The organism is Blastococcus sp. SYSU DS0552 (genome assembly GCF_054050815.1).
Genome location: NZ_JBJHAB010000003.1, coordinates 57,856 through 71,283 on the forward strand (window position 1 = coordinate 57,856; position 13,428 = coordinate 71,283).

General features: G+C 75.2%; 10 protein-coding genes. 7 read left to right on the plus strand and 3 right to left on the minus strand.

Going from position 1 to position 13,428, the window contains the following annotated elements; genetic code table 11:
• Nucleotides 1–130 precede the first annotated feature (130 nt).
• Nucleotides 131–784 (minus strand): YqgE/AlgH family protein, encoded by a 654-nt coding sequence (locus tag ACI8AG_RS03935; RefSeq protein ID WP_456595997.1) that lies wholly within the window; start codon nt 782–784, stop codon nt 131–133.
• A 283-nt stretch (nt 785–1,067) separates the two neighbouring features.
• Here ACI8AG_RS03935 and ACI8AG_RS03940 point away from each other — a divergent pair, with 283 nt between their 5' ends.
• A complete protein-coding gene (locus ACI8AG_RS03940) occupies nt 1,068–2,339 on the plus strand; it encodes an MFS transporter (RefSeq protein ID WP_456595998.1) in 1,272 nt (423 codons plus the stop codon).
• A 12-nt stretch (nt 2,340–2,351) separates the two neighbouring features.
• On the opposite strand, the gene ACI8AG_RS03945 is transcribed toward ACI8AG_RS03940, so the two are convergent.
• Both ACI8AG_RS03945 and ACI8AG_RS03950 read right to left on the minus strand, forming a co-directional pair.
• On the minus strand, nt 2,352–3,299 hold the full coding sequence (locus ACI8AG_RS03945; RefSeq protein WP_456595999.1) for a matrixin family metalloprotease: 948 nt from the start codon (nt 3,297–3,299) through the stop codon (nt 2,352–2,354).
• Between the two features lie 49 nt (nt 3,300–3,348).
• Nucleotides 3,349–4,848: a CCA tRNA nucleotidyltransferase gene (locus ACI8AG_RS03950; RefSeq protein ID WP_456596000.1), complete on the minus strand. Its 1,500-nt coding sequence runs from the start codon at nt 4,846–4,848 to the stop codon at nt 3,349–3,351.
• Between the two features lie 312 nt (nt 4,849–5,160).
• Here ACI8AG_RS03950 and ACI8AG_RS03955 point away from each other — a divergent pair, with 312 nt between their 5' ends.
• From ACI8AG_RS03955 to trxA, 6 genes are all read left to right on the plus strand, one after another.
• Nucleotides 5,161–5,637: an NUDIX hydrolase gene (locus ACI8AG_RS03955; RefSeq protein WP_091930860.1), complete on the plus strand. Its 477-nt coding sequence runs from the start codon at nt 5,161–5,163 to the stop codon at nt 5,635–5,637.
• Nucleotides 5,634–8,018, plus strand: a complete 2,385-nt coding sequence (locus tag ACI8AG_RS03960; RefSeq protein WP_456596001.1) for a DUF6049 family protein — start codon at nt 5,634–5,636, stop codon at nt 8,016–8,018. Before ACI8AG_RS03955 ends, ACI8AG_RS03960 begins: the two co-directional genes overlap by 4 nt.
• Entirely contained in the window at nt 8,015–10,087 is a 2,073-nt protein-coding gene (gene murJ, locus ACI8AG_RS03965; RefSeq protein WP_456596002.1) for a murein biosynthesis integral membrane protein MurJ, read from the plus strand. The genes ACI8AG_RS03960 and murJ overlap by 4 nt, the downstream gene beginning before the upstream one ends.
• Before the next feature lie 80 nt (nt 10,088–10,167).
• Entirely contained in the window at nt 10,168–11,835 is a 1,668-nt protein-coding gene (locus ACI8AG_RS03970; protein WP_456596162.1) for a hypothetical protein, read from the plus strand.
• A 75-nt stretch (nt 11,836–11,910) separates the two neighbouring features.
• Complete coding sequence (trxB, locus tag ACI8AG_RS03975) at nt 11,911–12,942, plus strand: thioredoxin-disulfide reductase (protein ID WP_456596003.1); 1,032 nt, start codon at nt 11,911–11,913, stop codon at nt 12,940–12,942.
• 120 nt (nt 12,943–13,062) lie between these two features.
• Nucleotides 13,063–13,389, plus strand: coding sequence for a thioredoxin (trxA, locus tag ACI8AG_RS03980; RefSeq protein ID WP_456563417.1), 327 nt, complete (start codon nt 13,063–13,065; stop codon nt 13,387–13,389).
• Nucleotides 13,390–13,428: the final 39 nt, after the last annotated feature.

The following is a 13,428-nucleotide window of genomic DNA, read 5'->3' on the forward strand; positions in this document are numbered from 1 at the left end:
GGCCGGGGCGGGGATCGTCACCGTCGGAAGACAGCGGGAAGGGGCGGCCTCTTCCCCAGACCGCCCCTTCCCGGGTCCCTTCCTACCAGACGGCGGCTGATCGCGCTGCCGGTGCGTGGCAGGTGGGGCGTCAGTTGACGGTGGGATCCGGCGTCGCCGACGAGAGCACCGCGAGGCGACCGGTCTGCCGTCCCACCACCCGGCGCCAGAGCTGCGGGCCCGAGAGGTCGCTGAGCACGTCACCGGGCCGGCTCGGGACGCAGGCCCACGCTCCCTCGGCGATCTCGTCGGCCAGCTGACCGGGTGACCAGCCCGCATAGCCGGCGAAGACCCGCAGCCCACGCAGCCGGCCGACGAGCTCCTCGGGGTCGGTGTCGAGGTCGACGAGGTGCACGTCACCCGCCACGGGACGCAGGGCGGGCGCCACCACGTCGGCGGCCGCGGTCGCCAGGCACAGCGCCGTGTCGGTTTCGCACGGCCCGCCCACGTGGAAGACCCCGGGGGGGACGGCGAGATCGCACCAGCCCGGCAGCACGTCGCGGATCTCCACCTGGCTGGGCTGCCCCAGGACGACACCGAGCGTGCCGGTGTCGGAGTGGTCGAGGACGTAGACGACCGAGCCGGCGAACGTGGGTTCGGTCAACGCCGGCATCGCCACCAGGAGGGCGCCCGCCCGGACGTCGTCCAGGCAGCCGACCGACAGCTGGGGGACCGCAGCGGCACGACGGCGACCGGTCGCGGGCCGCGAGGGCGGACCGGACTCGGGCTCGGGCGGGGGAGGCACCGGCGACATCCTCCCCAGTGTGCCCCACCTCGACGCCGACGGTCGCTTCCCGGCCGCGCGGATGGCAGGGGACCGGCCGGCCCCGCTTGCCTGCGAGGAGCGGGGAGCAGGCGGCCCCGTCCAGAGGCTCGCCGCGAGCCTGCGAGCAGGGAGGAGGACGGCGGCCCCCTGCAGGGTCCCGCCGCGAGCCTGCGAGGGGCGGGGGGCAGGCGGCCCCGTCCAGAGGCTCGCCGCGAGCCTGCGAGCGGGGAGGGGGACGGGGTCCTGTGCCTAGGGTGGCCGGGTGGCGGAGGCGGGGACGACCGTGCGGGGCATCCTGGCGCGCCGCGACTTCCGGAGACTCCTGGGCACACGGTTGCTCTCGCAGTTCGGGGACGGCGTCTTCCAGGCCGCCCTCGCCGGCACGGTGCTGTTCAACCCCCAGCGCGCCGCCGACCCGGTCGACATCGCCGCCGGCTTCGCCGTCCTCCTGCTGCCGTACTCCTTCGTCGGGCCGTTCGCCGGTGTCTGGCTGGACCGCTGGAGCCGGCGCCAGGTCCTCCTCCTCGCCAACGTGCTGCGGGCGGGCCTCGTGGCGGTGGTGGCCGCGCTGGTGGTCGCCGGCGTCCAGGGAACGGGCTTCTACGTGGCCGGGCTCGCCGTCTTCTCGGTCAACCGGTTCGTGCTCGCGGCGCTCTCGGCCGGGCTCCCGCACACGGTCGACGACACGTCGCTGGTTCCGGCCAACGCCCTCTCGACGACGTCGGGCGCCGTGGCCACGGTGGTCGGGGGCGGGGCGGCCCTCGTCCTCCTCCAGCTGACCGGCTCCGACGACGCCGGGTACGCCACGGTGGCCCTGTCGGCGGCCCTGCCCTACCTCGCGGCAGCGACCGTCGTCGCCGGCTTCCGGCGGGGGTACCTGGGGCCCGACCACATGGCGCGTTCGGCCCGGCTGTCCGCGGCGCAGGTGCTGGCCGGCATGGTCGCCGGCGCCCGGCACGCCTGGCGGCACCGCCCGGCCGCCGCCGCGCTCACCGCGATCGGCCTGCACCGCGTCTGGTTCGGCCTGCTGACGCTGATGGCCCTGCTGCTCTACCGGAACACCTTCGTCGGCGAGGCCGGCGCCTTCCCCGGCGGCCTGGTGGGGCTCGGGCAGGTCGTCGCCGCGATCGCCGTGGGCACGCTCACCGCCGCAGCCGTGACGCCGTCCGCCGTGCGGCGCATCGGCAAGCACCGGTGGATCGGGCTCCTGCTGACCGTCGGCGGAGCACTCCAGGTCGGCCTGGGCCTGCTGGTGCAGCCCCCGGCCGCCGTGGCGGCCGGGTTCGTCCTGGGCCTCCTGGGTCAGGGGGTGAAGATCTGCGTCGACACGACGCTGCAGGAGTCGATCGACGACGACCACCGGGGACGGGTCTTCTCCGTCTACGACACCGTGTTCAACGTCAGCTACGTCGCCGCGCTGCTGGCGGGGGCGTTCACCCTCCCGGCGTCCGGCGTCTCTCCTCCGCTGCTCGGCGTCATCGGCGCGGGCTACGTCGCCACCGCCCTGCTGCACGCGCGCATGGTCCGGCGCTGACCCGCCCGTCGCTCAGAGCTCGGGCACGCACGGTCCCCGGCCGAGCGCGGCCAGGCCGGTGCGGTCCCCGTCGGCGAACTCGGCCACCGCGCGCCGGGCCTCGGGGTACATGAGTTCCCGGTCGTCGTCCACGTGGGAGAGCCCCACCAGGTGCCCCAGCTCGTGCAGCACCACCGACCGGACGGCGGCGGCGCCCCCCGGTTCGGCCAGCAGGCGCGGTGCCTGGCCGGCGTCCAGGCTCACGGTGCCGGTGACGTACACCCGGGGTCCGTCGCCGAGGGAGACCGCGGTGCTCCCGGCGGCTCCGACCACGTCGCCGGCGAGGGTGGGGTCCTCTGCCTCGGTCTGCCAGCCGATCAGCACCGGCGCCCAGCGGTCCCCGTAGCGGTCGGGCTGGAAGGGCGCCCGCTGCCCGCCCATCGGCTCGTCGGTGTAGCTGTCGAAGACGAACCGCAGACCGGTGACCTCGCTGATCCCGGTGACGGCGTCGTGCACCAGCTCCTCGGTGCCCGGCGGCGCTGCGGCCGGGCGCAGGACGTAGTGGATCTCGCGGCAGGGGTCGTAGGCGACCGGCGTCACCCCGTCCTCCTGCAGCGCCGCGTAGGCGTGCGCCCCGCCCGCTGCCGGCGGTGCCGGCGGACTACCCAACGGCGTCGTAGCCCCGGACGGCGTAGGGCGGTCGGTCGGCCGCGCGGGGACGGCGGGGGCGGCCGTCCCCGGCGCGGGGAGACCGTCCGCCGCCCAGGGCCACGCCGGAGGATCGGTCAGGGCGATCCCCGTCGCCACGGCGACGGCGACGAACGGCACGGCCCACCGGCCCCGGCGTCGCCGGCGGGGCGCCGGAGGGGGCGCGGGGGCCGGGCCGGCCAGCTCGTCGAGGACCCACTGCGGCGTCCGGCCGGTCGCGGAGGCCGGCAGCCGGGCGTCGTCGTCGGGGTGCTCGGGGTGCACACCGCTCATGTCGGCACCGTCGCGACCCTCCTGGAGCCGGCCCGCCCAGTCCGGGGGGTCAGCGCTGGCGTGCGGCCCACCACGCCCGGAGCGCCTCCTCGGCCTCCTCGCGGTCCAACGGTCCCCGCTCGAGCCGCAGGTCCTTGAGGAAGCGCCAGGCCGCCCCCACCTCGGGACCCGGCCCCAGGCCGAGGAGCTCCATGATGGCGTTGCCGTCGAGGTCGGGACGTACCCGCGCCAGGTCCTCCTGCGCGGCCAGTTCGGCGATCCGCTGCTCCAGCGAGTCGTAGGTCGCCGACAGCGCCGCGGCCCGCCGCTTGTTGCGGGTGGTCGAGTCCGACCGCACGAGCTTGTGCAGCCGGGGCAGGAGCTCTCCGGCGTCGGTGACGTACCGGCGGACGGCCGAGTCGGTCCACTGGCCGTCGCCGTACCCGTGGAAGCGCAGGTGCAGGAAGGTGAGCCGGGCGACGGCCTCGACGACGTCCTTGGGGTACCGGAGCGCGGTCAGCCGCTTGCGGACCAGCTTGGCGCCGACCACTTCGTGGTGGTGGAAGGAGACGCGGCCGCGGTCCTCGTGCCGGCGGGTGGCCGGCTTGCCGATGTCGTGCAGCAGGGCGGCCAGCCGCAGCACCAGGTCGGGGGACTCGTGCGCCTCGTCGGCGAGCTCCAGAGCGATCGCCTGGTCCAGGACGGTCAGCGAGTGGGTGTAGACGTCCTTGTGCTGGTGGTGCTCGTCGATCTCCATCCGCAGGGCGGAGAGCTCCGGCAGGACGACGTCGGCCAGGCCCGCGGCGACGAACAGCTCCAGGGCGGCGCGCGGGGCGTCCTGCAGCAGCGTCTTGGAGAGCTCGGCCTGCACGCGCTCGGGGGTGATCCGGGCGAGCTCGCCGGCCAGCGAGGTCATCGCCGCGACGACCTCCTCGTCGGGGGCCAGCCCCAGCTGGGCCACGAACCGGACGGCCCGCAGCATGCGCAGCGGGTCGTCGGCGAACGACTCGGTGGCGGCGCCGGGCGTGCGCAGCCGCTTCGCCAGCAGGTCACCCAGGCCGCCGAAGGGATCGGTCACCGTCCGGTCCGGGCCGAGCGAGACGGCCATCGCGTTCACCGTGAAGTCCCGCCGCGCCAGGTCGTCGGTGAGCGAGTTCCCCCAGGCGACCTCCGGGTTGCGTGACGTCCGGTCGTACCGGTCCGCGCGGTAGGTGGTGATCTCCACCCGGACCCCGCCGATGTCGGCGCCCACGGTCCCGAAGGCGATGCCGGTGTTCCACGTGGAACGAGCCCACCCGCGCAGCAGCTCGAGGATCTGTTCCGGACGCGCGTCGGTGGTGACGTCGAGATCACCTTGGCCCGTACCGACCTCACCGGCGCTGCCAGTACCAGCGGCCAGCAGGGCGTCGCGCACCGAGCCGCCGACCAGGTGCGCCTCGAAGCCGGCGGCGGCGAAGCGCTGCCCGAGCTCGATGAGCACGGGGGAGAGGTCCACGAGGGTGCGGACGGTCTCCTGGACGGCCGGGGGCACCGGTTCGGGCTCGGGGCGGCTCGGCGGGGTGGCGGACACGACGAGCCAGCGTAGTGCGGGCCCGGAAACGCCCCAGCCGGCTCCGCGCGGTCGACCGATGATCGTGGCCCCGCTGCAGGGTCCCGCCGCGAGCTCGCGGGCGGTGGGGGGCAGCGTGGTCCTTCTGCTCGCTGCGATGCTCCCGGAGCTGTCGCCGACGAGAACACCGGTCCGGCTCCGCGCGGTCGACCGATGATCGTGGCCCCGCTGCAGGGTCCCGCCGCGAGCTCGCGAGCGGTGGGGGGCAGCGTGGTCCTTCTGCTCGCTGCGATGCTCCCGGAGCTGTCGCCGGACGCGCGCTACCCTCCTGACATGGCTGGGACGGGCGGGCGAGGACGCCCGGGCCGCCGGCTGCGCCGGGTCGACGAGACCTCCGCCGGGGGCCTGGTGGTGGCCGACGACGGCGTGACCGGGCCCCGTGCCGCCCTGATCGGCCGCACCGACCGCCGTGGCCGCCTCCTCTGGTCGCTGCCCAAGGGGCACATCGAGGCAGGGGAGACCCCCGAGGACACCGCCGTCCGCGAGGTCGCCGAGGAGACCGGCATCATCGGCGAGGTCGTCGCGCCGCTGGGGATCATCGACTTCTGGTTCGTCGCCGAGGGCCGCCGGGTGCACAAGACGGTGCATCACTTCCTCCTGCGCGCGGTCGGCGGCGCCCTCTCCGACGCCGACGTCGAGGTCACCGAGGTCGCCTGGGTCCCGTTGGAGGAGCTCAGCACCCGGCTGGCCTACGCCGACGAGCGTGCCCTGGTCGAGCGCGCCCCCGGACTCCTGGCCGACAGCGCGTGACCCGGCCGGCTGCCACCCGCGCCGGTGGCCGCCCCGCCGTCGCTCCCGCCCGGCCGGGTGCCGTCCGGCGTGCGGCCGCGCTCGCCCCGCTGCTGTCGGGCGCGCTCGTGCTCGGCGCCCCCCTCCTCGCGCCGGCGACCGGCCTGCCCCCGGCAGTGGCAGCACCGGCCCCCAGCGCCCCGGACGAGGCCGCGTCCGCCGACCGGCCCGTCCGCATCGACGTCGCCCGCTTCGAGCCCCGCACGGTGACCCCGGGCGCGCTGATCACCCTCAGCGGCACGTTGACCAACACCGGGGCGGAACCGATCACCGGGCTGACCGCGCGACTGCAGCGCGGCGACGTCCGCACCGACCGGCCCGAGCTCTCCGAGGCGGTCAGCGATCCCGACCCTGCGACCACCGTGCAGCCGGCGTTCACCCCGCTGCCGGGCGAGCTCGCCCCCGGGAGCAGCGTGGAGTTCAGCTACCCGCTCGACTCCGCCGAGCTCCGGCTGGACCAGGACGGCGTCTACCCCGTCCTGTTCAACGTCAACGGCACCGTCGACGGCGACCAGGAACGCCGGGTCGGCGAGCTGTCGACCTTCCTCGTCCAGCAGCCCGTCGTGCCCTCCTCGCGGACCACGGTGGCCTGGCTGTGGCCCCTGTCCGAGCCCAGCCACCGCGACGCCTCCGGGAACTTCGTCGACGACGGGCTCGCCGAGGCCGTGGGCACCGGCGGTCGGCTGGACCGCGCCCTGACCGTGATCGAGCGGCTGCCCGGCGGCCCGCCCGCCACCGAGCCCGCCGCACCCCTGCCGGTCACCCTCGCGCTCGACCCCGCCCTCGTGGAGGAGCTGGCGCTCATGGCCGACGGTCCCTACGCCGTCGACGGAGTGGCCGGCGCCGGCACCGGCACCGACGCGGCCCGGTCGTTCCTCGAACGGCTGCGCGCGGTGGTGGCCACCCGTCCGGTCGTGGCGCTGCCCTACGGCGACGTCGACGCCGACGGGCTGCAGGCCGCCGGGCTCCCGATGGTCGTCACCCGCAGCCTGCCGGGCACCCCGGAGGGCACCGCGCAGGACCCTCCCGGCCCACCGCCGGTGACCGAGGACCCCGCCGTCGACGGGGGCGCGCCGCCCGCGGAGCCGGCCGAGGCATCCGACACCGGCGCGGGGACGGCGATCCTCACCGACGTCCTGGACGTCACGCCGATCACCGACCTGGCCTGGGCCCCCGACGGGTCCTACGCCCCCGCCACGCTGGACACGCTGCGCGCCGGCGGGATCGACCAGGTGGTGCTGGGCAGCGGCGCGCTCACCGACGGGGACTCCGCGGTCGGTCTGGACGGATCGGACGCGATCGCCCGCAGCTCGGTGCCGTTCGGCGCGGGGGCGCTGGACGTGCTGGTCGCCGACCCCACGCTGAGCGCCGTGGTCGGCACCGCCGAGGTGACGCAGGGCGGTCCCCGCATCGCCGAGCAGCGCTACCTGGCGGAGCTGGCCGCGCTCAACCTGCAGGCCCCACCTGGGAGCGAGCAGACGGTGCTCGTCGCCCCGCCGCGCGATCTCGATGCCGGTGTCGAGGGCGCCGGCGCGATGATCTCCGACACCGCCGGCCTGCCCTGGCTGCAAGCCGGCAGCGTGGCCGCGATCGGCGACGCACCGGCAGCCGACGCCGGCACGCTCACCGCACCGAGCACGGACACCGCCCTCGACCCGGCCGGGATGGCGGTCCTCGCCGAGGCCGTGGCCGCCCGGGAAGAACTCGCCGAGGCGATCCCCGGGAACGCCGACCTGGCCCTGCGGTCCTACGACGCCGGCATCGCCCGTGCCGCCTCGGTGCTCCGCCGCGACGACCCCGAGGAGTTCGTGGCCGCCGCCGCCGACGCGCGAGGCACGCTCGGCGGCGTGATGGAGCGCGTCACCGTCGTCGCCCCGGCCGACGGCACCTACAGCCTCGCCTCCAGCGACGCGCCGCTGGTCCTGACCGTGGACAACCCACTGCCTTTCCCGGTCGACGTCAGGCTGCACGTGGAGCCGCCGGCCAGCGGCGGTCTGGCCATCGGGGACATCGGCGTGCAGACCCTGGCGCCCGAGCAGCGCACGACCCTGCAGGTGCCCACCGAGCTGCGCCGGTCCGGCGGCTTCACCGTCACCGCGCAGGTGACGACGCCGTCCGGGAGCCCGTTGGGCGACCCGGTGGAGATGCAGGTCAAGAGCACCGCCTACGGCCCGATCTCCCTGTCCATCACCATCGGTGCCGCCGCACTCCTCGGCCTGCTGTTCCTGCGGCGCCTCGTGCGCTTCGTGCTCCGGCGGCGCCGGGGCGCCGTTCCGGGTGACGGCGGCGCCGGACCCGGGTCCCCGGGGCTGTCCGCCGCCCCCACGCGGAGCCCGGTGTGAGCGAGCGACCCGGATCCCCGGGGAACCCCCCCGACGCCGTCGACGGCGCGCAGGGCGGCGACCGCCCCCGCGCGCTCCCGCTGCCCCCGCCGTCGGCACCCGCCCGGCCGGCACCGGGCCGCCGCAGCTGGGGCTCTCCCGCACCGCTGCCACCGGCCCCCTACCTGGCGACCCCGCCGAGCGACGCGGTCTTCGCCGCGCCGCCCACCACCGACGGCGGCCCCGCGGAGGCCGTCGTGGACGGCGCGGCCCGGCCGCCGTCGCCACCCCGGTTGCCACCCGTCTCGCCCGCCCGGCCGGGACGACCGGCCACGCCAGTGCCGCCGCTGCCGCCGCTGCGGCACCGCTGGGTGCCGGCAGCGGACGACACCCAGGTCTTCCCCATGCCGGTGCTGCCGCCGGTACCGCGCGCCGAGCAGGAGACCGACGAGGACGTCGAGCGGCGCGAGGGCGCGCCCGGCGCCAGCGGCGGCATCCTGCGGGCGGCCGGCACGATGGCGGTCGCGACGCTGGTCTCCCGGATCACCGGTCTGCTGCGCACGATGGTGCTCGCCGCCGCCCTGGGCGTCGGGTTGTTCGCCGACGCCTACAACACCGTCAACACGCTGCCCAACATCGTCTACGAGCTGCTCCTCGGCGGCGTCCTGACCTCGGTGATCGTCCCGCTGCTGGTGCACGCGCAGGAACGCGACCGGGACGACGGTGTCGCCTACGCGCAGCGACTGGCCACCATCGCCCTGACCGGCCTGCTGGTCATGACCGCGCTCGCCATGCTCGCCGCACCGCTGCTGACCTCGTTGCTGGGCCTCGACGAGAACCCGGCGCAGTACCGCGTGGCCAACTGGCTGGCCCGGATGCTGCTGATCGAGATCGTCTTCTACGGGCTCGGCGCGTTCGCCCAGGCGATCCTCAACTCGCGGGGCGTCTTCGGGCCACCCGCCTGGGCACCGGTGCTCAACAACCTCGTGGTGATCGCCACGGGTCTGGTGTTCCTCGCGGCGGCCGGCCCCGGCGAGCTCGAGCCGGCCACCATCGCCCCCGGGCTGGTGTGGCTCCTCGGCATCGGCACGGTGCTCGGCATCGCGGTGCAGGCCGTCGTGCTCGTCCCGCTGCTGCGCAAGGCCGGCATCCCGCTCCGGCCCCGGTGGGGGCTGCGGGAGACGGGCCTGCGCGAGGCCGGGACCCTGGGCCTGTGGGTCATCGGCTACGTGGCCGTGAGCCAGATCGGCGTCGTGGTGGCGCTGCGGATCGCCAACGCGGCGCAGCGCGCGGGCGGCCTGGGCTCCACCGCGTTCCAGTACGCCAGCCTCCTCTTCCAGATGCCCTACGGGATCATCGGTGTCGCGCTGCTCACCGCGCTGGTGCCCCGGATGAGCCGGGCCGCCGCGCGTCGGGACGTGCCGGGTGTGGTCGAGGACCTCTCGCTCGGCACCCGCCTCTCGGCCCTGGGCCTCCTGCCGGTCACCGCCGTCCTCACCGTGCTCGGCCCGCCGCTGGGCGTGCTCGCCTTCGCGCGCGGCAACACGTCGGTGGACGAGGCGCAGGCCATCGGCACCGCGCTCGCCGTCGGCGCGTTCGGGTTGCTGCCGATGGCGGTCACGCTCCTGCAGCTGCGGGTCTTCTACGCCATGAAGGACGCCCGCACCCCCACGCTCATCCAGATCGGCATGGTGGCCGTCCGGGTGCCGCTGCTCGTGCTGGTTCCCGTGGTGGTCGAGCCGGAGCTCGTCGTGGCCGGGCTGATGCTCGTCACGAGCCTCACCTACGTCGCCGGGTGGGTCATCGGCGACCTCGCGCTGCGCCGCCGGTTCGGCGGGCTGCGCACCCGCGAGACCTTCACCCCCCTCGCCCGGATCGCCGCCGTCTCGGTCGTGGCCGGTCTCGTCGGCGGTCTTGTCCGGATCGTGACCGGCGACCTGGGCGAACGCTCCATGGCAGGCTCGCTCGTCGAAGTCGTCCTCGGTACCGTGGTCGTCGGCGGCGTCGCACTGGTCGGTCTGGTGGTGGCCCGCGTTCCGGAGCTCCGAGAGCCCCTGGCTGCGGTCAGGGCCCGGCTGGGACGCAGGTGACCGAGGGCCGGCCGCTGGGGCCGACCGTGCCGGAGCGTCCGCCTCGGCGGCCGGAGCAGCACAGGGAGTCGACAGTGTCGATGGCGTCCACGACCACCGGCCTGCCCGAGCGTTACCGGCCCCTCGACCAGATCGGTCCGGACGAGACCACCCCCACCGGCGTCATCCAGAGCTGGCGCGCCAAGGACCGGGTGCTCAACCGCGACGTCGCCGTCCGGGTGCACGTGCCGGCCGGCCCCGCCGCCCACGCCTGGATCACCCGCGCGCTCACCGCGGGCGGGCTGGCCACCCCGGCGCTGGCGATGGTCTACGACGCCTCCGAGGGCAGCGGCGACCCGCAGGCACCGGGCGGCGCGGCGTACGTCGTCAACGAGTGGATCGACGGCGAGACCCTCGCCGACCGGTTGCGCTCGGGCCCGATGCCGGAGCGGGAGGTGCGGCTGGTCCTCCGCCGGCTCGCCGAGGGCGTGGCCGAGGCGCACCGGGTCGGGCTGGCGGTCGGCGGCCTGACGCTGGAGAACGTCGTCCTCCGGCCCAACGGGCTGGTCGGGCTGCGGGCCGTGCCCGCGGCCTCGGGCACCGTCCAGGGCGACATCACCGCGCTCGGCGAGCTGCTGGAGGCCTGCCTCACCGGCATCGGCCCCGGCGCTCGACCGGCGTCCGGCCCGTCCGACCTGGTGGCGCTCGCCCGCCGGGCGCGCTCGACCGAGCCGGGCCAGGGGATGTCCAGCGTCGCCGCCATGGCCGCGCTGCTCGCCGAGCGGCCCCGCACCGGCCCCAACCAGGCGCTGGCGTCGTACCGAGGCGAGGACGCCGACGGCGGACGGCTCCGCCGCTCGCGGGACCGCGGCGGCGACAACGCGGCGCCGGTGCGGCTGGAGCCCGGCACCCTGCCCCCCGTGCCCCCGGTGCGCCCGACCGGCGAGGACGAGCCGGTGCGGGCGGTCAACCCGAGCCGGGACACCATCGTGGCCGGCCGGGCCCTGCCTCCCGCCCCGTCGGCCGGTGCCGACGAGCCCTTCGGGGTGCTGGACCCGGACGTGATGTCGGGCCAGGACCCGTACGCCGACCCGGTCGACCTCGACGACGACGAGGACGACGCCCGCAAGCACCGGCTGGTCGTCGTGGGCCTGCCGCTGCTCGCCCTGCTGGTGGTCATCGCCCTGGCGTGGTGGTTCGGGTCGAGCGTCCTGTCGGTGACCGACTCGGTGGAGTCCGAGATCGACGGGACCACGCCCCCGGCCAGCGCCCCTGTCGCGGACGGCGGTGCGGAGGGCGACGACCCGGGGAGCGCACCCGGCCCGGTGGCCACCATCGCCGCCGCCCAGGTGTTCGACCCCTTCGGCGACGGCGAGCCGGAGAACGACCGCGCGGTCCCGCTGTCCTACGACGGCGACCCCGCCACCAACTGGTCCACCCTCAACTACCGCGGCTCCCCGGCGTTCGGGAACCTCAAGCCCGGCGTCGGCGTGCTCTACGACCTCGGGGGCGCCGAGGACCTCTCCGGCGTCACCATCCAGACGGCACTGCCCGGTGCCACCGTCGAGGTCCGCACCGCGGAGACGGCCGGGGGCGCTCTCGACGACTTCGCCGTGGCTGCGAACGGCACCCTGGAGCAGACCACCGACCTCGCGTTCGACGACCCGGTGACCGCCCGCTACGTACTCGTGTGGCTCACCGGCCTGGTCGACAGCCCGGACGGCTTCTCCGCACAGCTGGCCGAGGTGGAGATCCGCACCGCCGGCTGAGGACGGACGCCGTCCCCCACCCCACCGGGGCACGGGACGGGCCCGGCCGGGAATGGGCCCCCTAGGATCGTCGTTGTGGCGACCGTGAGCGCGAGCACCGAGAACCAGCCGACGCCGGGGCCCGCCGTGACCACCGGCGAGATCGAGCAGCCGGTCATCCCCCCGGCGGAGCACGACGGCATCCGCGACCTGATCATCATCGGATCCGGGCCCGCCGGCTACACCGCGGCCACCTACGCCGCCCGGGCGAACCTGCACCCCCTGGTGTTCGAGGGCTCGCAGTTCGGCGGCGCCCTCATGACCACCACCGAGGTCGAGAACTTCCCCGGCTTCCCCGAGGGCATCCAGGGGCCCCAGCTGATGGACGACATGCGCACCCAGGCCGAGCGCTTCGGCGCGGAGCTCGTGCCGTCGGACGTGACCGAGGTCGACCTCACCGCCGAGCCGAAGATCGTGAAGGTCGGCGACCAGGTACACCGGGCCCACGCGGTCATCGTGGCCACCGGGTCGAAGTACCGGTACCTGGGCCTGGACAACGAGCAGCGGCTGCTCGGCCGCGGCGTCTCGGCCTGCGCCACCTGCGACGGGTTCTTCTTCCGCGACCAGGACATCGTGGTCGTCGGCGGCGGCGACTCGGCGATGGAGGAGGCCACCTTCCTCACCCGGTTCGCCAAGAGCGTCACCGTGGTCCACCGCCGCGAGGAGCTGCGCGCCTCGAAGATCATGCAGAAGCGGGCGCAGGACAACGAGAAGATCCGCTGGGCCCTCGGCAAGCAGGTCACCGACGTCCTGGGCGAGAGCACCGTCTCCGCCGTCCAGCTGACCGACCTCGCCACCGGGGCCACCGAGACGATGCCGGTGACCGGCATGTTCCTCGCCATCGGGCACGACCCGCGCAGCGAGCTGTTCGTCGGCCAGCTGAAGCTCGACGACGAGGGCTACATCCAGGTGGACCACCCGACCACCCGCACCAACATCGACGGCGTCTTCGCCTGCGGCGACGTCGTCGACCACATCTACCGCCAGGCGATCACGTCGGCCGGCACGGGTGCCGCCGCCGCCATCGACGCCGAGCGGTGGCTCGCCGAGACCTTCGACGAGCGCTGACCGCGGGCCTGCCGGGCAACGGCCGGATCCGGGCATAACCGACCCGTCCGGCCGGTTGTCCGGGCAGGCACACCTCGTCAGCGCATGCAACGAGCCAGTCGACCGAGAGGGAGAACGACCATGGCAGGCAACACCGTGACGGTGACCGACTCCAGCTTCGCCACCGATGTGCTGGGCAGCGACAAGCCCGTGCTCGTCGACTTCTGGGCGGAGTGGTGCGGCCCGTGCAAGATGGTCGCCCCCGTGCTGGAGGAGATCGCCGCCGAGCACGGCGACAAGCTCACCATCGCGAAGCTGAACATCGACGAGAACCCGCAGATCGCCCGCGACTACCAGGTCATGTCGATCCCGACCATGACGGTCTTCCAGGGCGGCAAGCCGGTCAAGAGCATCATCGGCGCCAAGCCCAAGGGCGCCATCCTGAGCGACCTCGCCGACTACCTGTAGAAGGACCACCCTTCCCCCCACGCCTCGCACGCTCGGCGC